Origin of the sequence: Dryocola sharpae, assembly GCF_051307055.1 — a bacterium.
Lineage (GTDB): Bacteria > Pseudomonadota > Gammaproteobacteria > Enterobacterales > Enterobacteriaceae > Dryocola.
Genome location: NZ_CP149994.1, coordinates 1,240,736 through 1,265,988 on the forward strand (window position 1 = coordinate 1,240,736; position 25,253 = coordinate 1,265,988).

24 protein-coding genes, 3 tRNA genes and 4 other RNA genes are annotated in these 25,253 nt (G+C 55.2%); 19 read left to right on the forward strand and 12 right to left on the reverse strand.

Annotated elements, in window-relative coordinates; genetic code table 11:
• The first annotated feature begins 2 nt into the window (after positions 1 to 2).
• From tolA to pnuC, 13 genes are all read left to right on the forward strand, one after another.
• Complete coding sequence (gene tolA / locus WLO31_RS05875; RefSeq protein ID WP_435929565.1) at positions 3 to 1,292, forward strand: cell envelope integrity protein TolA; 1,290 nt, start codon at positions 3 to 5, stop codon at positions 1,290 to 1,292.
• Positions 1,293 to 1,420: 128 nt separating this feature from the next.
• Positions 1,421 to 2,713 carry a Tol-Pal system beta propeller repeat protein TolB gene (tolB, locus tag WLO31_RS05880; protein WP_435930527.1) on the forward strand — a complete coding sequence of 431 codons (1,293 nt, stop codon included), beginning with the start codon at positions 1,421 to 1,423 and terminating at the stop codon, positions 2,711 to 2,713.
• Positions 2,714 to 2,739: 26 nt separating this feature from the next.
• On the forward strand, positions 2,740 to 3,258 hold the full coding sequence (gene pal / locus WLO31_RS05885) for a peptidoglycan-associated lipoprotein Pal (RefSeq protein ID WP_121267098.1): 519 nt from the start codon (positions 2,740 to 2,742) through the stop codon (positions 3,256 to 3,258).
• 9 nt (positions 3,259 to 3,267) lie between these two features.
• The gene (gene cpoB, locus WLO31_RS05890; RefSeq protein WP_435929566.1) at positions 3,268 to 4,062 is read left to right on the forward strand and encodes a cell division protein CpoB; all 795 of its coding nucleotides are present in this window, start codon (positions 3,268 to 3,270) and stop codon (positions 4,060 to 4,062) included.
• Positions 4,063 to 4,226: 164 nt separating this feature from the next.
• Positions 4,227 to 4,302 (forward strand) — tRNA-Lys (locus WLO31_RS05895).
• Positions 4,303 to 4,318: 16 nt separating this feature from the next.
• A non-coding RNA gene (locus tag WLO31_RS05900) (RtT sRNA) lies at positions 4,319 to 4,444 on the forward strand.
• A 44-nt stretch (positions 4,445 to 4,488) separates the two neighbouring features.
• Positions 4,489 to 4,564, forward strand: a tRNA-Lys gene (locus WLO31_RS05905).
• Positions 4,565 to 4,577: 13 nt separating this feature from the next.
• A non-coding RNA gene (locus WLO31_RS05910) (RtT sRNA) lies at positions 4,578 to 4,703 on the forward strand.
• Between the two features lie 44 nt (positions 4,704 to 4,747).
• A tRNA-Lys gene (locus WLO31_RS05915) sits at positions 4,748 to 4,823 on the forward strand.
• A gap of 15 nt (positions 4,824 to 4,838) precedes the next feature.
• A non-coding RNA gene (locus WLO31_RS05920) (RtT sRNA) lies at positions 4,839 to 4,964 on the forward strand.
• Positions 4,965 to 4,979: 15 nt separating this feature from the next.
• Positions 4,980 to 5,106, forward strand: a non-coding RNA gene (locus WLO31_RS05925) — RtT sRNA.
• A gap of 177 nt (positions 5,107 to 5,283) precedes the next feature.
• Entirely contained in the window at positions 5,284 to 6,345 is a 1,062-nt protein-coding gene (nadA, locus tag WLO31_RS05930; protein WP_435929567.1) for a quinolinate synthase NadA, read from the forward strand.
• A 22-nt stretch (positions 6,346 to 6,367) separates the two neighbouring features.
• Positions 6,368 to 7,084 carry a nicotinamide riboside transporter PnuC gene (pnuC, locus tag WLO31_RS05935; RefSeq protein ID WP_435929569.1) on the forward strand — a complete coding sequence of 239 codons (717 nt, stop codon included), beginning with the start codon at positions 6,368 to 6,370 and terminating at the stop codon, positions 7,082 to 7,084.
• Here pnuC and zitB read toward each other — a convergent pair whose 3' ends face one another.
• Positions 7,085 to 8,020, reverse strand: a complete 936-nt coding sequence (gene zitB, locus WLO31_RS05940; protein ID WP_435929571.1) for a CDF family zinc transporter ZitB — start codon at positions 8,018 to 8,020, stop codon at positions 7,085 to 7,087. It lies immediately after the preceding gene.
• A gap of 119 nt (positions 8,021 to 8,139) precedes the next feature.
• Positions 8,140 to 8,520 carry a YbgS-like family protein gene (locus tag WLO31_RS05945; protein WP_435930528.1) on the reverse strand — a complete coding sequence of 127 codons (381 nt, stop codon included), beginning with the start codon at positions 8,518 to 8,520 and terminating at the stop codon, positions 8,140 to 8,142.
• 316 nt (positions 8,521 to 8,836) lie between these two features.
• Between WLO31_RS05945 and aroG the strand changes: the two genes are divergently transcribed.
• Complete coding sequence (gene aroG, locus WLO31_RS05950) at positions 8,837 to 9,889, forward strand: 3-deoxy-7-phosphoheptulonate synthase AroG (RefSeq protein WP_435929572.1); 1,053 nt, start codon at positions 8,837 to 8,839, stop codon at positions 9,887 to 9,889.
• A gap of 60 nt (positions 9,890 to 9,949) precedes the next feature.
• Here aroG and gpmA read toward each other — a convergent pair whose 3' ends face one another.
• The 7 genes from gpmA to modE all read right to left on the reverse strand — a co-directional run bounded on the left by gpmA (position 9,950) and on the right by modE (position 17,739).
• Positions 9,950 to 10,702 (reverse strand): 2,3-diphosphoglycerate-dependent phosphoglycerate mutase, encoded by a 753-nt coding sequence (gene gpmA / locus WLO31_RS05955; protein WP_271122205.1) that lies wholly within the window; start codon positions 10,700 to 10,702, stop codon positions 9,950 to 9,952.
• 209 nt (positions 10,703 to 10,911) lie between these two features.
• Entirely contained in the window at positions 10,912 to 11,952 is a 1,041-nt protein-coding gene (gene galM / locus WLO31_RS05960) for a galactose-1-epimerase (RefSeq protein ID WP_435929573.1), read from the reverse strand.
• Positions 11,946 to 13,094, reverse strand: coding sequence for a galactokinase (galK, locus tag WLO31_RS05965; protein ID WP_435929574.1), 1,149 nt, complete (start codon positions 13,092 to 13,094; stop codon positions 11,946 to 11,948). The genes galM and galK overlap by 7 nt, the downstream gene beginning before the upstream one ends.
• Before the next feature lies 1 nt (position 13,095).
• Positions 13,096 to 14,142 carry a galactose-1-phosphate uridylyltransferase gene (gene galT / locus WLO31_RS05970; protein ID WP_435929576.1) on the reverse strand — a complete coding sequence of 349 codons (1,047 nt, stop codon included), beginning with the start codon at positions 14,140 to 14,142 and terminating at the stop codon, positions 13,096 to 13,098.
• A 9-nt stretch (positions 14,143 to 14,151) separates the two neighbouring features.
• Positions 14,152 to 15,168 (reverse strand): UDP-glucose 4-epimerase GalE, encoded by a 1,017-nt coding sequence (gene galE, locus WLO31_RS05975; RefSeq protein ID WP_435929578.1) that lies wholly within the window; start codon positions 15,166 to 15,168, stop codon positions 14,152 to 14,154.
• Positions 15,169 to 15,393: 225 nt separating this feature from the next.
• Entirely contained in the window at positions 15,394 to 16,872 is a 1,479-nt protein-coding gene (modF, locus tag WLO31_RS05980) for a molybdate ABC transporter ATP-binding protein ModF (protein ID WP_435929579.1), read from the reverse strand.
• Positions 16,873 to 16,947: 75 nt separating this feature from the next.
• Positions 16,948 to 17,739: a molybdenum-dependent transcriptional regulator gene (gene modE, locus WLO31_RS05985; protein WP_435929580.1), complete on the reverse strand. Its 792-nt coding sequence runs from the start codon at positions 17,737 to 17,739 to the stop codon at positions 16,948 to 16,950.
• 129 nt (positions 17,740 to 17,868) lie between these two features.
• Between modE and WLO31_RS05990 the strand changes: the two genes are divergently transcribed.
• The 4 genes from WLO31_RS05990 (at position 17,869) to modC (ending at position 20,670) form a co-directional block, all read left to right on the forward strand.
• The gene (locus tag WLO31_RS05990; RefSeq protein WP_271122198.1) at positions 17,869 to 18,018 is read left to right on the forward strand and encodes an AcrZ family multidrug efflux pump-associated protein; all 150 of its coding nucleotides are present in this window, start codon (positions 17,869 to 17,871) and stop codon (positions 18,016 to 18,018) included.
• Between the two features lie 128 nt (positions 18,019 to 18,146).
• Positions 18,147 to 18,920 (forward strand): molybdate ABC transporter substrate-binding protein, encoded by a 774-nt coding sequence (gene modA / locus WLO31_RS05995; RefSeq protein WP_435929581.1) that lies wholly within the window; start codon positions 18,147 to 18,149, stop codon positions 18,918 to 18,920.
• Positions 18,920 to 19,612: a molybdate ABC transporter permease subunit gene (gene modB, locus WLO31_RS06000; RefSeq protein ID WP_435929582.1), complete on the forward strand. Its 693-nt coding sequence runs from the start codon at positions 18,920 to 18,922 to the stop codon at positions 19,610 to 19,612. The genes modA and modB overlap by 1 nt, the downstream gene beginning before the upstream one ends.
• Positions 19,612 to 20,670, forward strand: coding sequence for a molybdenum ABC transporter ATP-binding protein ModC (gene modC / locus WLO31_RS06005; RefSeq protein WP_435929583.1), 1,059 nt, complete (start codon positions 19,612 to 19,614; stop codon positions 20,668 to 20,670). Before modB ends, modC begins: the two co-directional genes overlap by 1 nt.
• A 654-nt stretch (positions 20,671 to 21,324) precedes the next feature.
• Here modC and WLO31_RS06010 read toward each other — a convergent pair.
• Complete coding sequence (locus tag WLO31_RS06010; RefSeq protein ID WP_435929584.1) at positions 21,325 to 22,143, reverse strand: pyridoxal phosphatase; 819 nt, start codon at positions 22,141 to 22,143, stop codon at positions 21,325 to 21,327.
• 141 nt (positions 22,144 to 22,284) lie between these two features.
• On the opposite strand from WLO31_RS06010, the gene pgl reads away from it, so the two are divergent.
• On the forward strand, positions 22,285 to 23,283 hold the full coding sequence (gene pgl / locus WLO31_RS06015) for a 6-phosphogluconolactonase (protein WP_435929585.1): 999 nt from the start codon (positions 22,285 to 22,287) through the stop codon (positions 23,281 to 23,283).
• Between the two features lie 66 nt (positions 23,284 to 23,349).
• Here the strand turns inward: pgl and WLO31_RS06020 are convergent, their stop codons facing one another.
• Together WLO31_RS06020 and WLO31_RS06025 are read right to left on the reverse strand one after the other, a co-directional pair.
• Positions 23,350 to 24,648, reverse strand: coding sequence for a putative acyl-CoA thioester hydrolase (locus tag WLO31_RS06020; RefSeq protein ID WP_435929586.1), 1,299 nt, complete (start codon positions 24,646 to 24,648; stop codon positions 23,350 to 23,352).
• Positions 24,649 to 24,762: 114 nt separating this feature from the next.
• The gene (locus tag WLO31_RS06025; protein WP_435929587.1) at positions 24,763 to 25,239 is read right to left on the reverse strand and encodes a kinase inhibitor; all 477 of its coding nucleotides are present in this window, start codon (positions 25,237 to 25,239) and stop codon (positions 24,763 to 24,765) included.
• Positions 25,240 to 25,253: the final 14 nt, after the last annotated feature.

Consider the following 25,253-nt stretch of genomic DNA (forward strand, 5'->3'; position numbering starts at 1 on the left):
TAGTGTCAAAGGCAACCACAGAAAACGATAAGCTCAAGCGCGCGATAATCGTCTCGGTGATCCTGCATATCATCTTGATTGCGATCCTGATTTGGAGTTCGTTCGATGAGCACATAGACGCCAGCGCGGGCGGCGGTGGTGGATCGTCCATTGACGCGGTCATGGTCGATCCGGGTGCCGTGGTGCAACAGTACAATCGCCAGCAGAATCAGCAGGCGAGCAGCAAGCGAGCGGCGGAGCAGCGCGAAAAGCAGGCGCAGCAGCAGGCGGAAGAGCTGCAGGAAAAACAGGCCGCTGAACAACAGCGACTGAAAGCCCTGGAGAAGGAGCGTCTGGAAGCGCAGGAGCAGGCGAAGCAGCAAGCCGAGCAGCAGGAACAGGCTCAGGAAGCGGCCAAAGAAGCGCAGGAACAGCAGAAACAGGCCGAGGCGGCAGCGGCGAAAGCCAAAGCAGAGGCTAAAGCTCAGGCTGACGCTCAGGCGAAGGCGGCGGAAGAGGCGGCGAAGAAGGCCGCAGCGGATGCCCAGAAGAAAGCCGCTGAAGAAGCTGCGTCAAAAGCGGCTGACGCCCAGAAAAAAGCGGCTGCTGAAGCCGCAGCGGCGGCGAAGAAAGCTCAGCAGGACGCCGAGAAAAAAGCCGCGGATGCAGCGGCGAAGAAAGCTCAGCAGGACGCCGAGAAAAAAGCCGCGGATGCAGCGGCGAAAAAGGCTCAGCAGGATGCCGAGAAGAAAGCAGCCGCCGAGGCAGCCAAAAAAGAAGCGGCTGAAAAAGCCGCCTCAGAAAAAGCCGCCGCCGATAAGGCTGCTGCTGCAAAAGCTGCCGCAGATAAAAAAGCGGCGGCGGATGCTAAGAAAAAGGCTGCAGCAGCGAAAGCCGCTGCCGATAAAGCCGCAGCAGAGGGCGTTGACGATCTGTTTGGCGACCTGAGCTCAGGTAAGAATGCACCGAAAACCGGCGGCGGAGCGAAAGGAGATAGCGCAGCCGCGGCCGGGAAAGGGAATAATAAAAATAATGGCGCTTCTGGTGCCGATATCAGCGGTTACGCGGGACAGCTCAAAGCAGCAATTGGGAGCAAGTTTTATCAGGACCCTGCCTTTAACGGCAAGATCTGCTCGTTGCGTATAAAACTGGCTCCTGATGGTTTACTGCTTGATATCAAATCAGAAGGTGGCGACCCGGCTCTTTGTCAGGCGGCCATTGCGGCAGCGCGTCTGGCGAAAATTCCAAAGCCGCCAAGCCAGGACGTTTATGAAGTTTTCAAAAACGCGCCTATCGTCTTTAAGCCCCAGTAAAAATTTCCTGACAAAATCAGGGAAAACTTACCAGGCTTAGTCACGGGGTATTGGTAGTTTTGGGTATTTGGGTTTGTTAACATTCTGCTAAATTATCGTGGGCTTTGCGCCTGGATAAGGGAGATATGATGAAGCAGGCATTTCGAGTAGCATTAAGTTTCTTGATGCTGTGGGCAGCGGTGCTGCACGCAGAGGTTCGTATTGAAATCACGCAGGGTGTGGATACAGCACGTCCAATTGGAGTGGCGCCGTTTAAATGGGCAGGCCCGGGCGCGGCGCCTGAAGACGTCGGCGGCATTGTTGCGGCTGACTTGCGTAACAGCGGTAAATTCAATCCGCTGGACAGATCCCGTCTACCGCAGCAGCCTGGCTCCGCCCAGGAAGTGCAGCCAGCGGCCTGGACCGCGTTGGGTATCGACGCCGTTGTTGTAGGCCAGGTGACGCCTAACGGCGATGGCAGCTATACCGTTGCTTACCAGCTGGTGGACACCTCTGGCGCGCCGGGTACAGTTCTGGCACAGAACTCCTACAAGGTGAATAAACAGTGGCTCCGCTATGCCGGCCATACCGCAAGCGACGAAGTATTTGAGAAGCTGACCGGTATTAAAGGCGCGTTCCGTACTCGTATCGCCTACGTTGTGCAGACCAACGGCGGCCAGTTCCCGTATGAACTGCGCGTTTCCGATTACGATGGCTACAACCAGTTTGTGGTTCACCGTTCTCCGCAGCCGCTGATGTCTCCGGCCTGGTCTCCTGACGGCAGCAAAGTCGCCTATGTGACTTTCGAAAGCGGTCGTTCTGCTCTGGTTATTCAGACTCTCGCCAACGGCGCCGTGCGTCAGGTGGCTTCTTTCCCACGTCACAACGGTGCGCCTTCGTTCTCTCCGGACGGCAGCAAACTGGCCTTCGCGCTGTCTAAATCCGGCAGCCTGAATCTTTACGTGATGGATATCGGTTCGGGGCAAATTCGCCAGATTACCGATGGCCGCAGCAACAACACTGAACCAACCTGGTTCCCGGACAGCCAGAATCTGGCCTATACCTCTGACCAGGCCGGTCGTCCGCAGATTTATAAAATAAATATCAACGGCGGTGCTCCGCAGCGTCTGTCCTGGGAAGGTAACCAGAACCAGAACGCTGATGTAAGCGCTGACGGCAAGTTTATGGTAATGGTGAGCTCCGCAGGCGGTCAGCAACACATTGCCAAACAGGATCTGGTAGCGGGTGGCGTACAAACTTTATCGTCAACGTTCCTGGATGAAACGCCAAGTCTGGCACCTAACGGCACTATGGTAATCTACAGCTCTTCTCAGGGGATGGGATCCGTGCTGAATCTGGTCTCAACAGATGGGCGTTTCAAAGCGCGTCTTCCGGCAACCGATGGTCAGGTTAAATCGCCTGCCTGGTCGCCGTATCTGTGATAATAAAATATTAAAGGATCAAAGAAATGCAACTGAACAAAGTGCTGAAAGGGCTGATGATTGCTCTGCCTGTTATGGCTATCGCGGCATGTTCTTCTAACAAGAACGCCAGCAATGACGGCAGCGAAGGCATGCTGGGTGCTGGCACTGGCATGGACGCTAACGGACAAGGCAATATGTCTTCCGAAGAGCAGGCTCGTCTGCAGATGCAGCAGCTGCAGCAGAACAACATCGTCTACTTCGGTCTGGACAAATATGATGTTTCTTCTGAATTTGCTGCAATGCTGGATGCACACGCAAACTTCCTGCGTAGCAACCCGTCTTACAAAGTAACCGTAGAAGGTCATGCGGACGAACGCGGTACCCCGGAATACAACATCTCCCTGGGTGAACGTCGTGCTAACGCCGTTAAGATGTATCTGCAGGGTAAAGGCGTTTCTGCAGACCAGATCTCCATCGTTTCTTACGGTAAAGAAAAACCTGCAGTACTGGGTCATGACGAAGCGGCTTACGCTAAAAACCGTCGTGCCGTACTGGTTTACTAAGAGAATTGCATGAGCAGTAACTTCAGACATCACTTGTTGAGTCTGTCGTTACTGGTTGGCATAGCGGCCCCCTGGGCCGCTTTTGCTCAGGCGCCAATCAGTAGTGTCGGCTCAGGCTCGGTCGAAGACCGCGTCACCCAACTCGAGCGTATTTCTAACGCTCACAGTCAGCTTTTAACTCAACTCCAGCAACAGCTCTCCGATAACCAAAGGGATATTGATTCTCTGCGCGGACAGATTCAGGAAAACCAGTATCAGCTCAATCAGGTTGTGGAGCGTCAGAAGCAAATTCTGTTGCAGATAGATGGCCTCAGCAACGGCGGGGCGGCGGCAGGAGCAGCTGGCGGTAACGATCAGGGCGCGGCAACGCCAGCGCCTGACGCGGGTGCCTCTACAAACGCACCGGCGGCAAGCACGCCTGTACAGGGCGGAGATGCAAACAGCGATTACAATGCGGCAATCGCGCTGGTGCAGGACAAATCTCGCCAGGATGAAGCGCTGGCCGCGTTTCAGAGCTTTGTGAAAAAATACCCGGATTCAACTTACCAGCCTAATGCGAACTACTGGCTTGGGCAGTTGAATTACAACAAAGGGAAAAAAGACGACGCGGCGTTTTATTTTGCCTCCGTGGTGAAAAATTATCCCAAGTCGCCCAAAGCGCCGGACGCCATGTACAAGGTGGGTTTGATCATGCAGGACAAAGGCGACACCGCGAAAGCGAAGGCCGTCTATCAACAGGTGATCAAACAGTTTCCCAATACCGATGGCGCAAAACAGGCGCAGAAGCGTCTGAATGCGATGTAATGCTTGCGGCCTGACCAGATAACGCTGTTTTTCTGGTCTTGCCGCGCGATTACTAAGCAGTTAAGCGATCTGTGTCAAAATTCTTGTTGCGTCAAAATCTTAATTCAGTAATATATGCCGCCGTTGCCGGGGGATAAGTAGCTAACCGGCAGCGACACGAAAATGGGTCGTTAGCTCAGTTGGTAGAGCAGTTGACTTTTAATCAATTGGTCGCAGGTTCGAATCCTGCACGACCCACCAATTTTCGCTGTGATAAGAAGTTTGTGAAGCGTGAAGGGTTTGAACCTGCAGCAGGTTCGGGTTGAGCGAAAGCGAAACAGCGTTGCACGGCAACGACCCGAAGGGTGAGGCCACAGGCCGAATCATCCTGCACAACCTATCAAATTTCGATATCACATGTTGTAGCAGAGTGCATTACCGCATAGCGGGTCGTTAGCTCAGTTGGTAGAGCAGTTGACTTTTAATCAATTGGTCGCAGGTTCGAATCCTGCACGACCCACCATCTTTTGATGAATGCAGTAGGTAAATCGTAAAGGGTTCGAACCTGCAGCAGGTTCGGGTTAAGCGAAAGCGAAACAGCGTTGCACGGCAACGACCCGAAGGGTGAGGCCGCAGGCCGAATCATCCTGCACGACCCACCATCTTTTGATGAATGCCTCTTTGAAACAAGCAGTATCCGCACAGCGGGTCGTTAGCTCAGTTGGTAGAGCAGTTGACTTTTAATCAATTGGTCGCAGGTTCGAATCCTGCACGACCCACCATCTTTCAGATGAAATGCAATAAATAAATCGTGAAGGGTTCGAACCTGCAGCAGGTTCGGGTTGAGCGAAAGCGAAACAGCGTTGCACGGCAACGACCCGAAGGGTGAGGCCCCAGGCCGAATCATCCTGCACGACCCACCATCTTTCAGATGAAATGCAGTAGGTAAAACGTGAAGGGTTCGAACCTGCAGCAGGTTCGGGTTGAGCGAAAAGCGACACAGCGTTGCACGGCAACGACCCGAAGGGTGAGGCCACAGGCCGAATCATCCTGCACGACCCACCAAATTCAGACAAAAGCGCCTTACAGGCGCTTTTGTTGTTTCCGAGCCTGCAAAATTCACACGACAATCCCCCCATAATTCGCTATCTTGTTTAGCATATAAAACAACGTGCGTGATTTATGCTCTGCGGATGCGTTAATTACGTCGATTTTGTTAAGTCAGCCAAACGAGAATGCAATATGAGCGTCATGTTCGAACCGGAAGCCGCCATTTATCCTTTCCCGCCGAAGCCGGTGCCGTTAAGCGTGGACGAAAAACAGTTCTATCGCGAAAAAATCAAGCGCTTACTCAAAGAGCGCAACGCGGTAATGGTGGCGCATTATTACACGGATCCCGAAATCCAGGCGCTGGCGGAAGAAACCGGCGGCTGTATTTCTGACTCGCTTGAAATGGCGCGCTTCGGAGCAAACCATTCAGCTTCCACGCTGCTGGTGGCCGGCGTACGCTTCATGGGCGAAACGGCAAAAATTCTCAGCCCTGAGAAAACCATCCTGATGCCGACCCTGAACGCTGAATGTTCTCTGGATCTTGGCTGTCCGGTAGATGAGTTTACGGCCTTCTGCGACCAGCATCCCGACCGTACGGTCGTGGTCTATGCTAATACTTCAGCGGCGGTTAAAGCGCGCGCGGACTGGGTTGTCACCTCCAGCATTGCGGTGGAGCTAATCGAGCATCTTGATAGCCTCGGCGAAAAAATAATCTGGGCACCAGATCGTCATCTGGGCAGCTACGTGCAGAAACAAACCGGTGCGGACGTGCTGTGCTGGCAGGGGGCCTGCATTGTGCATGACGAATTTAAAACCCAGGCGCTGGCGCGCATGAAGACGCTATATCCAGATGCGGCGATACTGGTGCATCCGGAGTCGCCCCAGGCGGTGGTTGATATGGCTGACGCAGTCGGCTCAACCAGCCAGCTTATTGCCGCGGCAAAAACGTTACCTCATCGGCAGCTGATTGTGGCGACCGACCGGGGAATATTTTACAAAATGCAGCAGGCATGTCCGGATAAAGAGCTGCTGGAAGCGCCGACCGCAGGTGAAGGCGCAACGTGCCGAAGCTGCGCTCATTGTCCGTGGATGGCGATGAACGGCCTTCAAGCTATCGCTGAGGGCCTGGAGCGGGGCGGGGCGGCTCACGAGATTCACGTGGACGCCGCGTTGCGTGAGGGAGCTCTGGTGCCGCTTAACCGGATGTTAGATTTCGCCGCTGAACTACGCCGTTCAATAAAAGGCAACGCATAGGACATTACGCTCAGGGGAAAATATGGATTTTTTTAGCACGCAAAACATTCTGGTTCACATACCGATCGGGGCCGGTGGCTACGATTTATCATGGATTGAGGCGGTAGGCACGATAGCCGGGCTGCTGTGCATCTGGCTTGCAAGCCTTGAGAAAATCAGCAATTACGCGTTTGGATTAATCAACGTCACGCTGTTTGCCGTTATCTTCTTCCAGATTCAGCTATATGCCAGCCTGCTGCTGCAGGTGTTCTTCTTCGCCGCCAATATTTATGGCTGGTACGCGTGGTCGCGACAGACCAGCGATAATGAGGCTGCGCTGCGCATACGCTGGCTGCCGCTACCTAAAGCGCTGGCCTGGCTTGCCGTCTGCGTGGGCGCGATTGGGCTGATGACCGTCTTTATCGATCCCGTTTTTGCTTACCTGACCCGCATTGCCGTATCGGTGATGCAGGCGCTCGGCCTGAATGTCGCCATGCCGGAGCTACAGCCGGACGCTTTCCCGTTCTGGGATTCCTGCATGATGGTGCTTTCTATCGTGGCGATGATTCTGATGACGCGTAAGTACGTCGAAAACTGGCTGTTGTGGGTGGCTATCAACGTTATCAGCGTCGTCATTTTTGCACGGCAAGGCGTTTATGCGATGTCGCTCGAATATCTGCTCCTGACGTTTATCGCCCTTAACGGCAGCCGCATGTGGATTAAAAGCGCGCGCGAGCGGGGTTCGCACGCGCTCTCCTGATCAGTGATGATGAGCATGGCCGGGATGGCTATGCTCATTTAAATCGCAATTTGACCCGCTGCAGGGTTGATACTCCATTTGCACCGTCGCGTGTTCAATCTGATACTCCTGTTCCAGAAAATGATGGATCCGCCCAAGCAGCGCGTCATGATCGTGGGGAGGAACCACCTGCACATGCAGCGTCATCAAAGGTTTCTCGCCCACCAGCCAGATATGCACATGGTGCACGTTCCGCACTTCCGGAATGCCACGAGACAGCTTTTTCTTCAGCGTTTCAATATCTATCGCCCCCGGCGCCCCCTCAAGCAGCTCGTTCACGCTTTCCTTAAGCAAACTCCACGCGCTGCGCAGGACAAGGCAGGAAACCAGAATGGACAGAATTGGATCTATCGGCGTCCAGCCGCTCCATAAAATGACCAGCGCGGCGATGATAGCGCCCACAGAACCGAGCAAATCGCCTAAAACATGTAGCGCTGCCGCGCGAACGTTGAGATTTTTCTCCTCGCTACCGCGATGCAATATCCAGAATGAGGCAATATTTGCCACCAGCCCAGCGACGGCGATAGTTAACATCGTCCAACCGGCAACGGGCTGCGGGTGAGCGAAGCGCTGAACAGCTTCCCAGACGATTAGTAGAGTAATCACAACCAGCGCAAGGGCGTTCACAAACGCCGCGAGTGTGGTTAAGCGTAACCAGCCAAAAGTGCGACGGGAGTTAGGCGGGCGACGGGCGAACCGTACGGCGATAAGGGCAACCAGCAGCGCGGCGGCGTCCGTCAGCATATGCCCTGCATCGGCGAGCAGCGCCAGCGAACCGGAGAGCAGGCCGCCGATAACTTCCGCCACCATAAATACTGCGGTGATAGCAAAAGCCCATAACAGGCGTTTCGCGTTGGCATCCTGAGAAGCGTGCTGATGTGAATGTGAGTGAGCCATATTTTCCCGCAGGCAAAAACAACGTTGCGCTAATTATAAACGCCAGCCTGTTCAACTCATTAGAAAATGCTGAAATAAAAAAGGAGAGCCGAAGCTCTCCTTTATCACTAACCATCAGGTTACTGTGAAGTACCGTCAGTCTTGGTATCTACGTCGTTACCGGTGCCCGTTTCAACTTTTTTGTCCATATCCGGGCATCGTCCATCTTTACACATGGTGTTTTTATGGACGTCTTTAGAATCCATGGCTTCGCCAGAAGCGCTGGTATCCTTGTTATTGGCGTTGATATCGGTACCTGTCGTATTCACGTCATTACCGTCAACGCCTTTAGGCGCCACGTTCTGATGGGCGTCAGGAGCTACCTGTCCGGCTTCAGCGCTGGAGTTCGCCTGGCCGTTATTTGTTTCGCTACCGGATGGGGTATCAGCAGCCAGTGCCGCGCCGCTTGCGGCAGAAAGTGAAGCTGTGAGGAAAAGCATGGCTAATTTATTCATCTTTATGCTCCTGTTCTGGTCGTTATTGCTGGATAACTTCTTCCAACAGTGCAAAAATTGTACCGATCGCGCCGGGTATAACAGAAAAAAGTATCGGCGATAGAAATGCGTTCAGAATACAATTTTGTAAAACTGACAATTTTCAGCGTTAACAGTAAAAATTGTAGCCTTGATCTCACTTTCCGCCATGTTTTGACGACTTTAAACTCAACTCCAGGAATAATCCGCCCGCAGTGTAAAAGGGCGTTTACACTTCTGTGATGAAGATATAGATTGAAGGGATTGCAACTCGGCAAAAATGTAAAAACCTTCCGGATATATCATGAATTATCAGAACGACGACTTACGCATCAAAGAGATCAACGAACTCCTGCCTCCTGTAGCGCTGCTTGAAAAATTTCCGGCCACCGAAAAAGCAGCCCAGACGGTTTCCCACGCCCGCCAGGCTATTCACAAAATTCTGAAGGGCAACGACGATCGCCTGCTGGTGGTTATCGGCCCATGCTCCATTCACGATATCAAAGCCGCTAAAGAGTACGGCACGCGCCTGCTGGCTCTGCGTGAAGAGCTGCAGGGCGAGCTTGAAGTGGTCATGCGTGTTTACTTTGAGAAACCGCGTACTACCGTCGGATGGAAGGGGCTGATTAACGATCCGCATATGGACAGCAGCTACCAGATTAACGACGGCCTGCGCATCGCCCGTAAGCTGCTGCTTGATATTAACGACTCGGGCCTGCCGGCCGCGGGTGAGTTTCTTGATATGATCACGCCACAGTATCTGGCAGATCTGATGAGCTGGGGCGCAATCGGCGCGCGAACCACCGAATCTCAGGTGCACCGCGAGCTGGCGTCCGGGCTCTCCTGTCCGGTCGGTTTTAAAAACGGTACCGATGGCACGATGAAAGTCGCTATCGACGCCATCAACGCGGCGGGCGCGCCGCACTGCTTCCTCTCGGTGACCAAGTGGGGCCACTCCGCTATCGTTAACACCAGCGGCAACGGCGACTGCCACATCATCCTGCGCGGCGGTAAAGAACCGAACTACAGCGCGGCGCACGTAGCCCAGGTTAAACAAGATCTGGTGAAAGCCGGCCTGCCAGCCCAGGTGATGATCGACTTCAGCCATGCGAACAGCAGCAAGCAATTTAAAAAGCAGATGGAAGTAGGTGCAGACGTCTGCCAGCAAATCGCCAGCGGCGATCAGGCCATTACCGGCGTGATGATTGAAAGTCATCTGGTGGAAGGGAATCAGAGTCTGGAGAGCGGCGAACCGCTGACCTACGGCAAAAGCATCACTGATGCCTGCATTGGCTGGGAAGACACCGAAACGCTTCTGCGCCAGCTGGCCGCAGCGGTGAAAACGCGTCGCGGTTAAATCCTTTTTAGCAATAAAAAAAGGCGTGGAACAATCCACGCCTTTTTCACATCCTGCGAATTACTTCGCTTTACCCTGGTTCGCAACCGCCGCAGCTTTGGCTGCGATTTCGTCAGCGTTGCCCAGGTAGTAGCGCTTGAGCGGTTTGAAGTTTTCATCAAACTCATACACCAGCGGCACGCCGGTTGGGATGTTCAGCTCAAGAATTTCTTCTTCGCTCAGGTTATCAAGGAATTTCACCAGCGCACGCAGGGAGTTACCGTGCGCCGCAACGATCACGCGCTCGCCGCTTTTCATGCGTGGCAGAATGGTTTCGTTCCAGTAAGGAATAACGCGATCGATAGTCAGCGCCAGGCTCTCGGTAGTTGGCAGCTCTTTATCGCTTAGCGATGCATAACGCGGGTCATGCCCCGGGAAGCGCTCGTCATCACGGGTCAGCTCTGGTGGCGTCACAGCAAAACCGCGACGCCATTGTTTAACCTGCTCGTCGCCATACTTTTCTGCGGTTTCAGCTTTGTTCAGACCCTGCAGCGCGCCGTAGTGACGCTCGTTCAGCTTCCATGATTTTTCAACCGGCAGCCAGGCCTGATCCAGTTCATCGAGGATGTTCCACAGCGTGTGGATGGCACGTTTCAGCACGGAAGTGTAGGCAAAATCGAAGGAGTAGCCTTCGTCTTTCAGCAACTGACCGGCGGCTTTTGCTTCAGTTTTGCCCTTCTCGGACAGGTCGACGTCATACCAACCCGTGAAACGGTTTTCATTGTTCCACTGGCTTTCGCCGTGACGAACCAGTACCAGCTTAGTAACAGCCATAGTTTACTCCTTAATAAGCCTGCGATTAATGATAACAATTATCATTATATTGCCGTGGGACAACCTGCGGCAATCTAAACGTTTAACATAGCGAAAAAGAGCGTGAAGTGTAAGTTGGATGTGAATCTGGCGTTATTTTTTGTCGGCTTTTGGCGGGATATTCAGCAATCAGGATAAGAATTGCCCTCCGGTAAAGGAGGGCATAAGCGCTACTGCGGGATAAACTGATATTCAGTCACGCTCAGGTATTCCCCATCCGGCTGTAGCCAGCAGTCCGGCTGCGGCCATTCAGGATGATTCGGACTGTCCGGCAGGAACTCGCTTTCCAGCGCCAGGCCCTGGTATGCGGCGTAAGTGCCCTGTTCGCGTGCCGGCGTGCCGTCCAGATAGTTACCGCTGTAGAACTGCAGCGCCGGGGCCGAGGTATAAACGGTCATCTGCAGCTGGTTATCGCTGGACCAGAGGCGCGCGGCAGGCTCGCTGATATCACCTTTAGCCTGCAACAGGAATGCGTGGTCGTAGCCTTTCACCAGCACCTGATCTTCTTCACCGAGAAAATCATCGGCGATGGTTTTCGCGTTACGGAAATCAAAACTGGTGCCTGCCACCGCTTTCAGACCCGCCTGCGGAATACCGCTGGCGTCTACCGGCAGGTAGCTGTCGGCAAAGAGCTGCAATTGATGCTGGCGCACATCGTTTTGCGCGCCGTCAAGATTGAAGTAGGCGTGGTTAGTGAGGTTCACCGGGCAGGGCTTATCAACCTTCGCACGGAACTCAATCACGATGCGGTTATCGTCGGTGAGCGAGTAACGGGCCGTGGCGCGAAACTCGCCCGGGAAACCCTGATCGCCGTCCGCAGAATCGAGCGTATAAAGCACTTCCTGCTCGTTCTGACGAACGATGCGCCAGCGACGTTTGTCGAATCCTTCCGGCCCGCCGTGTAGCTGATGCTCGCCCTGATTTGCGGTAACTTTGATGGTTTGTCCATCGCATGTAAATTCACTGTTTGCGATGCGGTTCGCATAACGACCAACCGTTGCGCCGAGATAGGCGGACTGCTGGAGATAATCTTCCGGCGTAGCGCAGCCAAGCAGCGTCTCACGTACGGTACCATCTTTCATCGGTACGCGGCACGAGAGCAGGGTCGCACCCCAGTCCATCATTGTTACGACCATCCCTGCGCTGTTACGCAGGGTGACGATGCGGTACGGCAGCCCGTCCGGAGCGAGCTGTGGCGTCTCTTTTAGCATTGTCCGGCTCCTTCTGAAGCTTTGCAGACGTAGAAAGTTTCCTTGATGCCGGTTTTCGCTTCGTACTGTTCGGCCACCGCTTTTTCAACGGCGGGCACCAGTTCTTCAGGGATCAGCGCAACGATACAGCCGCCGAAGCCGCCGCCGGTCATGCGCACGCCGCCTTTATCGCCAATCGTCTCTTTAACGATCTCAACCAGGGCATCAATCTGCGGAACGGTAATTTCGAAATCGTCGCGCATGGAGGCATGGGATTCCGCCATCAGTTGGCCCATGCGTACCAGGTCGCCTTTCGCCAGCGCGTCCGCCGCTTCAACGGTACGGATGTTTTCCGTCAGCACGTGGCGCACGCGTTTGGCAACTACCGGATCCAGCTCATGCGCCACGGCGTTAAATTTATCCAGTTCGACATCGCGCAGGGCCTTCTGCGTAAAGAAGCGAGCGCCGGTTTCACATTGCTGGCGACGGGTGTTGTACTCGCTGCCCACCAGCGTCCGTTTGAAATTACTGTTAATGATGACAACGGCCACGCCTTTCGGCATGGAAACGGCTTTGGTGCCAAGCGAGCGGCAGTCGAGCAGCAGCGCGTGATCTTTCTTGCCCAGCGCGGAAATCAGCTGATCCATAATGCCGCAGTTGCAGCCCACAAACTGGTTCTCTGCCTCCTGGCCGTTGAGCGCAAGCTGCACGCCGTCCAGCGGCAGGTGATAAAGCTGCTGGAACACTTTACCAACCGCGACTTCAAGCGACGCGGATGAGCTAAGCCCGGCGCCCTGCGGCACATTTCCGCTGATAACAAGATCCGCGCCGCCAAAGTTTTTATCGCGTTGCTGCAGGTGTTTCACCACGCCACGAACGTAGTTGGACCATTGCTGGGTATCATGGCTGAGGATCGGCTTATCAAGGGAAAACTCGTCGCGCTGATTGTCATAGTCGGCGGCGATGACGCGCACCAGACGATCGTCGCGTTTCGCACAGCTAATAACCGTCTGGTAGTCAATGGCGCAGGGCAGCACGAAACCGTCGTTATAGTCGGTGTGCTCGCCGATCAGGTTGACGCGACCCGGAGCCTGAATGGTCAGCGCAGCAGGGTAGCCGAAGTTATCGGCGAAGATTTGTTGGGTTTTATCTTTCAGACTCATTTTAAACTCCCGATTGGCGAAAATGTACGTCGGAAACGGCACGCAAGCGTTCTGCGGCTTGCTCTGCGGTTAAATCACGTTGGGTTTCAGCCAGCATTTCGTAGCCGACCATAAATTTGCGTACCGAGGCGCTTCGCAGCAACGGCGGATAAAAGTGCGCATGCAGCTGCCAGTGATCGTTGTTTTCACCGTTAAAAGGTGCGCCGTGCCAGCCCATGGAATAAGGGAAGGAGCACTGGAAAAGATTGTCATAGCGGCTGGTCAGTTTTTTCAGCGCCAGCGCCAGATCGGCGCTTTGTTCCGCGCTCAGATCGGTGATGCGCAGCACGTGCGTTTTTGGCAGCAGCAGCGTTTCGAACGGCCAGGCGGCCCAGTACGGCACAACGGCCAGCCAGTGTTCTGTTTCCACCACGGTGCGGCTGCCGTCTTGTAGCTCGCGCTGTGCGTAATCAACGAGCATGGGCGAACTTTGCTGTGCAAAATATTCGCGCTGCAACGCATCTTCGCGCGCCACTTCGTTTGGCAGAAAACTGTTCGCCCAGACCTGGCCGTGCGGATGCGGGTTGGAGCAGCCCATCGCCGCGCCTTTATTTTCAAAAACCTGCACCCACGGCCAGCTTTTGCCAAGATCCGCCGTCTGCTCCTGCCAGGTTTTCACCACTTCTTCCAACGCAGGCAGCGTTAGCTGCGGCAGCGTTTTGCTGTGATCGGGAGAAAAACAGATCACCCGGCTGGTGCCGCGCGCGCTTTCGCAACGCATCAGCGGATCGCGACTTGCAGGCGCATCCGGAGTGTCTGTCATCAGCGCGGCAAAATCGTTAGTAAAAACGAACGTGCCGGTATATTGCGGGTTCTTATCGCCGGTGACCCGGGTATTGCCGGGACACAAAAAACAGTCCGGATCGTGTGCCGGCAGCGTCTCCTGCGAAGGCGTTTCCTGCGCCCCCTGCCAGGGGCGTTTGGCGCGATGCGGAGAAACGAGAACCCATTGACCCGTCAGCGGGTTGTAACGACGATGTGGATGATCCACCGGGTTAAACTGCTCCATCACTTTTCCTTAATCCGGATAACCTTGAGGATGGCGGGACTGCCAGCGCCAGGTATCATCTGCCATTTCCTGCAGCGTACGGCTGACACGCCAGTTAAGTTCTTTATCTGCTTTGGTCGCATCGGCCCAGTAAGCGGGCAGATCGCCGTCGCGGCGCGGCGCGAAGTGGTAGTTCACCGGCTTGCCGCACGCTTTGCTGAAGGCGTTGACCACGTCCAGCACGCTGCTGCCCACGCCTGCGCCAAGGTTATAAATGTGCACGCCAGGCTGGCCATGCAGCGTTTGCATAGCGGCAACGTGGCCGTCGGCAAGATCCATCACGTGGATATAATCCCGTACGCCAGTACCGTCGTCGGTAGGATAGTCGTTGCCAAATATGGCTAAAGATTCGCGACGCCCAACGGCGACCTGTGCGATATACGGCATCAGGTTATTTGGAATGCCCTGCGGGTCTTCCCCCATATCGCCTGACGGATGCGCGCCAACCGGGTTGAAATAACGCAGCAACGCCACGCTCCAGTTCGGCTGCGCTTTTTGCAGGTCGGTAAGAATTTGTTCAACCATCAGCTTGCTGCGGCCATAGGGGCTTGCAGGCGTGCCGGTCGGGAAGCTTTCTACGTAAGGGATTTGTGGCTGATCGCCGTAAACGGTAGCCGAGGAGCTGAAGATAAAGTTGGTGACGTTAGCCGCGCGCATGGCAGAAATCAGGCGTAGCGTACCGGTCACGTTATTGTCGTAATATTCCAGCGGCTTGTTAACCGACTCACCGACAGCCTTAAGGCCGGCAAAGTGGATGACGGCGTCAATCGGGTAATCATGAAAAATTTCAGCCAGCAGGCCTTCATCGCGAATATCGCCGTCAATAAACAGCGGATGTTTGCCGCCGAGGCGTTCAATCACCGGCAGCACGCTGCGTTTGCTGTTACACAGATTATCCAGCATGACGACGTCGTGGCCATTTTGCAGCAGCTGCACGCAGGTATGGCTGCCAATGTAACCGCTACCACCTGTTACCAGAACTCTCATTTTTCGCTCCATTACGGCTATGGTATGTATTAAACATAGCATAACAGAGATGCAAAAAGTGTGACATGGGATAAAATAGTGGAATCGTTTACACTAACCGTCGCTCAGATTTTCCTGCGGCAAAAAGTGATTATAAAACAACTATAAGTCGGAATGATTTTGCGGGTTGTCTGAAAGTAGCGATGAGAAAAACGGCGCAGGCATATGCGCCGTATTGACGAGAGCTTAACGAAGGGGCAAATCCTCAAATTCATAGCGATATACATCGCCGTCGGCCACGAAGGTTAATCGCTTCGTAATACACTCCGGCGCATCTTCGGCATGGTGTGAAACAAACAGCAGCTGGGTTTCCCCTTCGCCAATCAGAATATCCACGAAACGGCGCACCAGCTGGCGGTTAAGCGGATCAAGCCCCTGAAGCGGTTCATCAAGAATCAACAAAGTAGGGTGCTTAACCAGCGCACGGGCAATCAGCGCCAGCCGCTGTTGGCCCCACGACAGGCTGTGGAAAGGCGCGTCGGCGATGGCGTTATCCATGCCGAGCATGTTCAACCACTGGCTGGTGAGCTTGTGCTGGCGGTCAGACACGGCCTGATAAATGCCGATGGAATCGAAAAAACCTGAGAGGATGACGTTGCGCACCGACGTGCTGACGCGATATTCCAGATGCAGGCTGCTGCTGACGTAGCCGATATGTTTTTTAATATCCCAGATGGTTTCACCGCTGCCGCGGCGGCGGCCAAACAGCGTTAAATCGTTACTGTAGCCCTGCGGATGATCGCCCGTCACCAGGCTTAGCAGCGTTGATTTACCCGCGCCGTTCGGACCGACGATTTGCCAGTGTTCGCCAGGACTCACGGTCCAGGAAAGGTTATGCAGAACAGGGCGATCGTTATATTGCACTACGCCATTACGCAGGATAATGCGCGGCTCGCCTTCCGGCAGGGTATAGCGGGCGCTCGGATCGTCAGCCTCCGGTAGCGCTACGCCCGCCAGCTTTTCGCTATGTGCAAGCTGCGCAATTAATGCCTGCTCAAGCAGCTTTTTCTTCTCGCCGGTTTCAATCAACGTACAGTCTGCCAGCACGCCCGCATGCTGAACAAAATTCGGGATTTCATCAAAGCGGTTTAGCACCAGCACCAGCGTATAGCCGCGGGCGCTGAGTTCGCCTAACAGACCGGCGAGCTGTTCGCGGGACTGCACATCCAGCCCGTCAAAGGGTTCATCGAGTATCAGTAAATCGGGTTCCGGCATCAGCGCCTGGCAAAGCAGGGTTTTACGCGTTTCGCCGGTAGAAAGATATTTAAAGCGGCGGGTCAGCAGATGTTGAATGCCAAACAGCCCCGCCAGCTTTTCGCAGCGCGCCGGATCTTTGAGCTCTTCCTGAATGATTTCTGCGGTGGTGCGGCCGGTGTCATCTTCGCCCGGGCTGAGCAGATCGGTGTTATTACGCTGCCATTCTTCGCTCACCAGCTTCTGAAGTTGCTCAAAAGAGAGATGCGCTATACGAGAAAAAGTACAGTCACGCTTGCCTTTCAGCAACGGCAGCGAGCCTGCCAGCGCGCGGGCAAGTGAAGATTTGCCGCTGCCGTTTGCTCCGACAAAAGCCCAGCTTTCACCCGCGCTAATGGTTAAGTCATTGAGAGTAAGAGTTTGTGTATCGCTCAGGCGAAAGGAGCCTTGCGAAATTTGCAACGCAGACATGTATTATCCCATTTTTTGCAGTAATAGCTCCACAATTACGGATTGTCTGCGCGCTTGTCAAATCGCCCGACGGATTTAGCACAGCGTGGCGATAATCACGCGGTCGGCATTAAAAAATGCTACGACCTCAGAGCCTTCTGCCAGGCGCTGCTCTTCCACCACGCTGTTTGGCACGGTAGCGCACAGCGTTTGCCCATCCGGAAGATAGACCAGCACTTCGCTTTGCTCCGCGCCTTGTTGAATGCTTTGCACGGTGCCCGGCAGGCGGTTATCCGCGTGGCTTGCGCAGGTTTCATCAGCGGTGATTTCCACCCACGGGGCTTTAATCAGCACCAGCACTTCTTTGCCTTCGCTCAGGCTCAAACGCTCAGCGCTGCCCCGGGTGACGGCAGCCTGCAGGCGCGTGACGCCATCGGCCAGTAATATATCAACGTGCTGCTGAACCTGTTCGCTGTCGCGATGAAGAACCGTGCCAAACAGCTGATTGCGGGCGCTGGTTTGCAGGGAGAAGCGGGAAATCGCGGCGAGGAGGCTGTCGAGCGGCAGATTATCATCGCGCAGCACGTCAAACGCCTTCTGCTGGATTTGCGCCAGCAGTTCATAGAGCTGAATCAGACGTTCACCGTAGCGGGTGACGACAGCGCCGCCGCCGCCTCTGCCGCCGGTGGCGCGTTCAACCAGCGTCTCATCGGTGAGCTGGTTCATCTCGTTGATGGCGTCCCAGGCGCTTTTATAGCTGATGCCCGCAAGCTTCGCGCCCTGGCTAATAGAGCCGGTATGTTGTATCTGTTTAAGTAACGCGATGCGGCGCGGATCGGCGAACAGCCGCTGCTGGAGTTTTAGCGTGAGTAATATTTCAGCCTGCATACCCTCTCCGGACAAGGAAAAATATCATTTTCCTCTATTGCGGCGATGCGGGCAAATGGCACAAAAGGAGGGTGCGTTTTTCTGTCGGGCCGTTAGAATAGCCCCTCTTACTTTTCACCTGAGGCAATCATGTTAGAGTTATTGAAAAGTTTGGCATTTGCCGTGATCATGGTGCCGGTCGTGATGGCCGTGATCCTCGGTTTGATCTACGGATTAGGTGAAGTCTTCAACGTCTTCTCAAAAGTCGGTCACCGCGACCAGCCAAAACAGCACCATTGATTTTAAACGCCCGCTTATGCGGGCGTTTCTCATTAATGTCCTTTCTTTTTCTGCCGATAAGATCTGTATATTCTTGCTCAGTATCGTTATATTACTGCGTACATAACGAAACTCGGTGGAGTATTAACATGACTAAAAAATGGGTAAGTCTCGCGTTTGGCGCAGCATTGAGCGTCGGTCTGGCAGGCCAGGCATTTGCCGATAACAGCAAAATTACCGTGTTCGCCGCGGCATCGTTAACCAATGCGATGCAGGATATTGCCGGGCAGTATCAAAAAGGAAAAACCGTCCAGGTGGTTTCCTCCTTCGCCTCTTCCTCCACCCTGGCGCGCCAGATTGAAGCGGGCGCGCCGGCGGATCTGTTTATTTCAGCCGATCAAAAATGGATGGATTACGCGGCCAGTAAAGACGCCATTAAAACAGAGAGTCGCGAAACGCTGCTCGGCAACAGCCTGGTGGTTATTGCGCCAAAAGAGAGCAAAACGGGCGAGGTGGCGATTAACGCCAAAACCGACTGGGCCGCTTTGCTGAAGGGGGGACGTCTGGCGGTCGGCGATCCTGACCATGTGCCGGCCGGGATTTATGCCAAAGAGGCGCTGCAAAAGCTGGGCGCGTGGGAAACATTAGCCCCTAAACTCGCGCCTGCGGAAGACGTGCGCGGCGCGCTGGCGCTGGTTGAGCGAAACGAAGCCCCGCTGGGTATCGTCTACGGTTCCGATGCCGTAGCCAGCAAAGGCGTGAAGGTGGTGGGCACCTTCCCTGAAGTCTCTCATAAAAAAGTGGAATACCCTATTGCGATGATAAAAGGCCACGATAACCCAACCGTTACCGCATTCTATGGCTACCTTAAAGGACCGGAAGCGGCAGCTATCTTCCAACGTTACGGATTTACGACCAGATAATGATATTGACCGATCCCGAATGGCAGGCGGTATTGCTGAGCCTGAAAGTTTCCACCCTTGCGGTGCTGTTTAGCCTTCCTTTTGGGATCTTCTTTGCCTGGGTGCTGGTGCGATGCCGCTTCCCGGGCAAGGCCTTGCTCGACAGTCTTATTCATCTTCCCCTTGTGCTGCCGCCCGTGGTGGTTGGCTATTTACTGCTGATAGCTATGGGGCGACGCGGCTTTATCGGCGAGTGGCTTTACGATCTCTTTGGCATCACGTTCGCGTTTAGCTGGCGCGGCGCGGTGCTGGCGGCGGCGGTTATGTCCTTCCCGTTAATGGTGCGGGCGATTCGCCTGGCGCTGGAGGGCGTTGATATGAAGCTTGAGCAGGCAGCGCGCACGCTGGGCGCCGGACGCTGGAGAGTCTTTTGCACCATTACCTTGCCGCTCACCTTGCCGGGGATCATCGCCGGAACGGTGCTGGCCTTTGCCCGTTCGCTGGGTGAATTTGGCGCGACTATCACCTTCGTATCCAACATTCCTGGCGAGACGCGCACCATCCCTTCGGCAATGTATACCCTGATTCAAATTCCCGGCGGCGAAAGCGCCGCGGCCCGGCTGTGTGTGATTTCCATCGTCCTTGCGCTGGTTTCATTGCTGGCGGCGGAGTGGCTGGCCCGCCAGAGCCGTAAACGGACAGGGGCGATGTAATGCTGGAGCTTAATTTTATACAGACGCTTGGCGACCATCGCCTGACAATTAATGAAACTTTACCAGGGCAGGGGATTACGGCGGTTTTCGGCGTTTCCGGCGCGGGCAAAACTTCATTGATAAACGCTATCAGCGGCTTGACGCGCCCGCAGCAGGGCCGAATCGTGCTTAACGATCGCGTATTGAGCGACGCAGAAAAATCCCTCTTTCTGGCGCCGGAAAAACGCCGCATTGGTTACGTCTTTCAGGACGCGCGCCTTTTCCCGCACTATCGCGTGCGCGGCAATCTTAAGTATGGCATGAGCAGAAATATGGTCGGGCAGTTCGACAAACTGGTGGCGCTGCTGGGCATAGAGGATCTGCTGGAGCGTTTTCCGTGGAGCCTGTCCGGCGGCGAAAAGCAGCGTGTGGCCATCGGGCGCGCGCTGCTGACGTCACCGGAACTATTGCTGCTGGATGAACCGCTGGCCTCGCTTGATATTCCCCGCAAACGCGAGCTGTTGCCTTATCTGCAGCGCCTGGCGCGGGAAATCAATATTCCTGTGTTGTATGTCAGCCACTCGCTGGAAGAAATCCTGCACCTTGCGGATAAAGTGCTGGTGCTGGATGGCGGCGAGGTTAAAGCTTTCGGCAACCTTGAAGAAGTCTGGGGCAGCAGCGTTATGCACCCGTGGCTACCAAAAGAGCAGCAGAGCAGCGTGCTGAAAGTCACCGTGATGGAACACCATCCGCATTACGCTATGACAGCCCTGGCGCTGGGCGATCAGCATCTCTGGGTGAACAGGCTGGATAAGCCGCTACAGGCGCCGCTGCGCATCCGCATCCAGGCTTCAGATGTCTCGCTGGTTTTGCAGCCGCCGGTAAACAGCAGCATTCGCAACGTGCTGCGGGCAAAAGTGGTGCAGTGCTTTGACGACGACGGGCAGACCGAAGTGCAGCTGGAGGTTGGCAGCAGAACGCTTTGGGCGCGCATCAGCCCCTGGGCGCGGGACGAACTGGCGGTCAAGCCCGGTCAGTGGCTGTATGCACAAATTAAAAGCGTGTCGATTACCACCTGAGTATGTTGTCGGGTGGCGCTGCGCTTACCCGACCTACGGTTGTTGTAAATACTGGATGGCGCTACGCTTGCCTGACCTGCGGTCCGTGTGAATGCTGGCTGGATGGCGCTACGCTTGCCCGTCCTGCGGTCGGTGTAAACGCCGGCTGGATGGCGCTACGCTTGCCCGACCTGCGGCCCGTGCAAATGCTGGCTGAATGGCGCTGCGCTTACCCGACCTGCGGCCCGTGTGAATGCCGTTTGGGTGGCGCTGCGCTTACCCGACCTGCGGTCCGTGTAAATGCTGGCTGGATGGCGCTGCGCTTACCCGACCTGCGGTCCGTGTAAACGCCGGCTGGATATGGCGCTACGCTTGCTCGACCTACGACCCGTGTGGATGCCGGCTGGGTGGCGCTGCGCTTGCCCGACCTGCGGTCCGTGTAAATGCCGGCTGGATATGGCGCTACGCTTGCCCGACCTGCGGTCCGTGTAAATGCCGGCTGGATATGGCGCTACCCTTGCCCGTCCTGCGGTCGGTGTGAATGCTGGCTGAATGGCGCTACGCTTGTCCGATCTGCGGCCCGTGTAAATGCTGGATGGCGCTACGCTTGCCTGACCTGCGGCCTGTGTAAATGTAGGGTGGATAAGCGTAGCGCCATCCACCGCTTACTGACCGCTATAGCAGGTGCTTATAAAGCGTTTCGGCAATGCCTGTTTCCAGATTGGTGCCGATAACCAAATCCGCGCGGGCTTTAATGGCCTCGTCAGCATTGCCCATCGCCACGCCAAGACCGGCGGCCTCCAGCATGCTCAGATCGTTATAGTTATCGCCAAAGGCGATCACCTGGTCCATAGACAACCCTTCAGACTCCACCCACTGCGCCAGACGCTTGCCTTTGCTGTTGCTGCTCTGCGCGACATCGACCTGATCGTGCCACGACCATTCGCAGGCCAGCCCCAGCTGCTGCTCCACCGTGCTGGCAACGTCTTGTAGTTTAGGAATGTTTTCATCGGTGAGGGCGAATTTCCAGATCGCCTCCACGGCATGTGCCGCTTCACGCAGGGAGTCCACATGGCGAAACACCGGACGCTGGGCTTCCGGCAGCGACAGCGCCCACTTTTCAGTGCGGAGCACATGGCCCGTAGGATATTGATAAAGCATGGCGTTATCGACGTACATCAGCCCGTGCACATCGTGAGTATTGAGTAAATCAATGAGTTGCGTCGCCTGTTCAGGGCGCAATGGATCGGAGTTTAGGACCTTTTTTGCATGATAATCATACGAATAAGTGCCGTTACAGCAAATTGCAGGTGTATCCAGGGCCAGTGCCTGATAAAAAGGATGGATGGCAACATGATGGCGGCCGGTCACGATTGCCACTTTGTATCCCGCTTCGCGTGCACGCTGTAACGCGCTCAGCGATTCAGGAAGAATGGTTTTTTGTGGCGTCAGCAGGGTGCCGTCCAGATCAAGGGCGATTACTCGATAAGTCATTTCAGGTTCCAGTCAAATTCAGGTCACAGGGTCTGAGCCGATGGTACACCGCCCGGGGCATTGTTCAAAATGGCGTCCTTAAGCGGCAAAACGGGCTACTCTTGTGACTATCACTCGATACGTTGGGAGGAACGAGATTACATGAAACAAACAGTCTATACCGCCAGCCCGGAAAGCCAGCAGATCCACGTCTGGTCGCTGAATTTACAGGGCGAACTCACACTGGTGCAGGTTGTCGATGTTCCAGGCCAGGTCCAGCCGATGGTTATCAGTCCGGATAAACGTTTCCTCTACGTAGGGGTGCGTCCGGAGTTTCGTGTGATCGCCTGGCGTATTGCGCCAGATGACGGCCGCCTTAGCGAAGCGGGCGTCGCCGCGCTGCCGGGCAGCCCGACGCATATCTCCACCGACCATCAGGGCAGGTACCTGTTCAGCGCATCCTATAATGCCGGCTGCGTCAGCGTAACAAGCCTGGGCGACGATGGCTTGCCGGGCGATACCGTATCGCTGGTGGAAGGCCTCGAAGGCTGCCACTCGGCCAATATCTCTCCGGATAACCGCACGCTGTGGGTACCAACCCTGAAACAGGATCGCATCTGTCTGTTTACGCTCTCTGAGGATGGCGCGCTGGTTGCGCAAAATCCGGCTGCGGTGGCGACGGTAGAAGGCGCAGGCCCGCGTCATATGGCCTTCCATCCTAACCAGCAGTACGCCTACTGCGTGAATGAGCTGAACGGCTCCGTTGACGTGTGGGAGCTTAAGGACCCGCACGGCAAAATCGAATGCGTGCAGACGCTGGATATCATGCCGCCGGACTTCGCAGACACCCGCTGGGCGGCGGATATTCATATCACGCCGGACGGTCGCCATCTCTACACCTGCGATCGCACCGCCAGCATTATCACCGTCTTTAGCGTCTCTGAAGACGGCAGCGTGCTGTCTGTTGAAGGCTTCCAGCCAACGGAAACCCAGCCGCGCGGCTTTAACGTCGATAGCAGCGGTAAATACCTGATTGCGGCGGGACAGAAATCTCACCATATCGCGGTATATCAAATCAACGGCGTGCAGGGGCTGCTGGAAGAGAAAGGACGCTATGCGGTAGGGCAGGGGCCGATGTGGGTTGTGGTTAACGCCCACTGATTTGCCTGATAGCAAAATAAAAAAAACCTCGCGGCGGCGAGGTTTTTTGTTTAAAGCATATGAGTTTTATTCGCCGGCAACGGGGCTGCCAACGCCGCGGTTGTTGAATTCCCACAGGCGGTTAGCGTTAACATCATTCAGATCGCGCTGAATGTTATCTTTCTCATCTTTTGCACCGGTATTGCCCGTAAACGGACGTTTAGACCCGGCTGCATCGCCCCATGGTTTGGCGGTATTAAAGCCTTCGTTAATCACGCTATCGCGAATAACCACCTGGCCGTTAGAAGTCTGACCGGCGGCATAACCGTTTTCAGAGGCTTCAACATCCCAGGCGCGACCCAGCTGCGCGACGTTATCGCCAGCGGCGGTAAAGCGGCTATTAACGGCGAGGAAACCGTAGAATACGTTTGGCAGCGTCGCCGGCGCGAAAACATAGCCTTCCTGCGTGCGGCTGTTAACCAGACGGAAATCTGTGTTATCGAATACCACCGCACCGCGACCAGAAACCACGTCCACATCGCCTTCGATGTAGCTGTTGGTCACCAGCGTACGCGGCTGGCGGTTATCTAACAGACGGTTCTGCACATCGCTGTTGGTCACGAAGAAGGTATTCTGACGGCCCAGCAGATGAACGTTGTTCAGCTGGACTTTATCGCCGTCGGTACGCAGCGCCACGGCCTGGTGATTGCCGGCGTCGACGCCGTCGCCCAGGGTATTGGCGATGGTCAGGTTTTGCAGTTGCAGCCCGCTGTTCTGTGACCATACGACGGCGGAACACATAATGCCGACGGTTGCCGAACGGCGGTTCTGGCAGCTATCGAACATATACCAGGCCGGTTTGCCCGGCATATATTTACCGGAAGGATTCACCGTGCGGCGCCAGGTGGCGACATCGATTTCTGAATCCAGCGGCATAGTGATTTTCACATCTGCGGCTTTATCCGTTGTGCCGTACAGCGTTACGCTGCCGGAAGAGGCCGGAATATAAACGGTGCCCGGATATTCGCCCGGCTGAATAGCGATGTACTGACGTGCGCTGCTGTGTTTTGCAATCGCCGCGTCAACCGCTGCCTGAATGGAGGTGTGCGTCACGCCCTCGCCGCCCGCAGCGCCAACCACGAAATCTGGCTGCTGGGGAATGCGGATAGACGACGGCGTCCATGAAGCTTCATCTTTATTCATGGAAGAGAAGTAGCGCGCCTGAACAAAGTTCTGCGCTTCATCCGCCGATAAAATCGGACGAGACTGGGTTCCCGGCGCCACCTGCGTGGATGGACGGTCTTCTGGCGGCGTTGAGCTACAGGCGCTCAAGGCAACGGCAAAAGCGAGCGCTGCGGCCCGACGAATAACCGATAATGTATTCAAGGGTTGCTCCTTGCTGTGCGGTTGAAAAGGGGGTGTCCTCAAGGCCTGCATTTTTATACTAAGTTGAGCGAAACGGGAAGCCGATTTGCACAATCGGCTTGATAAAAGGTGGGATTAGCTGAACAAAGCGGTAACAGAGGCGCTTCCTAACGAGTGAAAGTGGACATTAAAGCCGACCACGGCCCCGGATGCGTGCTCATCAACGTCCAGTTTTTCCACGTCCAGCGCGTGAACGGTGAAAATATAGCGATGCGTTTCGCCTTTCGGAGGCGCCGCGCCGCCGTAACCAGCCTTGCCGAAGTCTGTGCGCGTCTGAACGGCGGGTTCAGGCAACTCTGCTAAATCAGAGCCGGAACCCTGCGGTAAGACGCGGGTATCGGCGGGCAGGTTCGCCACCACCCAGTGCCACCAGCCCGAACCGGTTGGCGCGTCCGGATCGTAGCAGGTCACCACAAAACTCTTCGTCCCTGCGGGTACGTCATCCCATGCAAGATGCGGGGAAATGTTGTCGCCTTCGTACCCCATGCCGTTAAAGACATGGCGGGACGGCAGCTTTTCGCCCTCTTTAATATCATTGCTAATCAGCTTCATAGCCGCTCCTTTGA

Coding starts and splice junctions, on each gene's coding strand:
- tolB (WP_435930527.1), top strand. CDS start 1,421: ATGAAGCAGGCATTTCGAGTAGCATTAAGTTTCTTGATGCTGTGGGCA.
- pal (WP_121267098.1), top strand. CDS start 2,740: ATGCAACTGAACAAAGTGCTGAAAGGGCTGATGATTGCTCTGCCTGTT.
- cpoB (WP_435929566.1), top strand. CDS start 3,268: ATGAGCAGTAACTTCAGACATCACTTGTTGAGTCTGTCGTTACTGGTT.
- nadA (WP_435929567.1), top strand. CDS start 5,284: ATGAGCGTCATGTTCGAACCGGAAGCCGCCATTTATCCTTTCCCGCCG.
- pnuC (WP_435929569.1), top strand. CDS start 6,368: ATGGATTTTTTTAGCACGCAAAACATTCTGGTTCACATACCGATCGGG.
- zitB (WP_435929571.1), bottom strand. CDS start 8,020: ATGGCTCACTCACATTCACATCAGCACGCTTCTCAGGATGCCAACGCG.
- aroG (WP_435929572.1), top strand. CDS start 8,837: ATGAATTATCAGAACGACGACTTACGCATCAAAGAGATCAACGAACTC.
- gpmA (WP_271122205.1), bottom strand. CDS start 10,702: ATGGCTGTTACTAAGCTGGTACTGGTTCGTCACGGCGAAAGCCAGTGG.
- galM (WP_435929573.1), bottom strand. CDS start 11,952: ATGCTAAAAGAGACGCCACAGCTCGCTCCGGACGGGCTGCCGTACCGC.
- galK (WP_435929574.1), bottom strand. CDS start 13,094: ATGAGTCTGAAAGATAAAACCCAACAAATCTTCGCCGATAACTTCGGC.
- galT (WP_435929576.1), bottom strand. CDS start 14,142: ATGGAGCAGTTTAACCCGGTGGATCATCCACATCGTCGTTACAACCCG.
- galE (WP_435929578.1), bottom strand. CDS start 15,168: ATGAGAGTTCTGGTAACAGGTGGTAGCGGTTACATTGGCAGCCATACC.
- modF (WP_435929579.1), bottom strand. CDS start 16,872: ATGTCTGCGTTGCAAATTTCGCAAGGCTCCTTTCGCCTGAGCGATACA.
- modE (WP_435929580.1), bottom strand. CDS start 17,739: ATGCAGGCTGAAATATTACTCACGCTAAAACTCCAGCAGCGGCTGTTC.
- WLO31_RS05990 (WP_271122198.1), top strand. CDS start 17,869: ATGTTAGAGTTATTGAAAAGTTTGGCATTTGCCGTGATCATGGTGCCG.
- modA (WP_435929581.1), top strand. CDS start 18,147: ATGACTAAAAAATGGGTAAGTCTCGCGTTTGGCGCAGCATTGAGCGTC.
- modB (WP_435929582.1), top strand. CDS start 18,920: ATGATATTGACCGATCCCGAATGGCAGGCGGTATTGCTGAGCCTGAAA.
- modC (WP_435929583.1), top strand. CDS start 19,612: ATGCTGGAGCTTAATTTTATACAGACGCTTGGCGACCATCGCCTGACA.
- WLO31_RS06010 (WP_435929584.1), bottom strand. CDS start 22,143: ATGACTTATCGAGTAATCGCCCTTGATCTGGACGGCACCCTGCTGACG.
- pgl (WP_435929585.1), top strand. CDS start 22,285: ATGAAACAAACAGTCTATACCGCCAGCCCGGAAAGCCAGCAGATCCAC.
- WLO31_RS06025 (WP_435929587.1), bottom strand. CDS start 25,239: ATGAAGCTGATTAGCAATGATATTAAAGAGGGCGAAAAGCTGCCGTCC.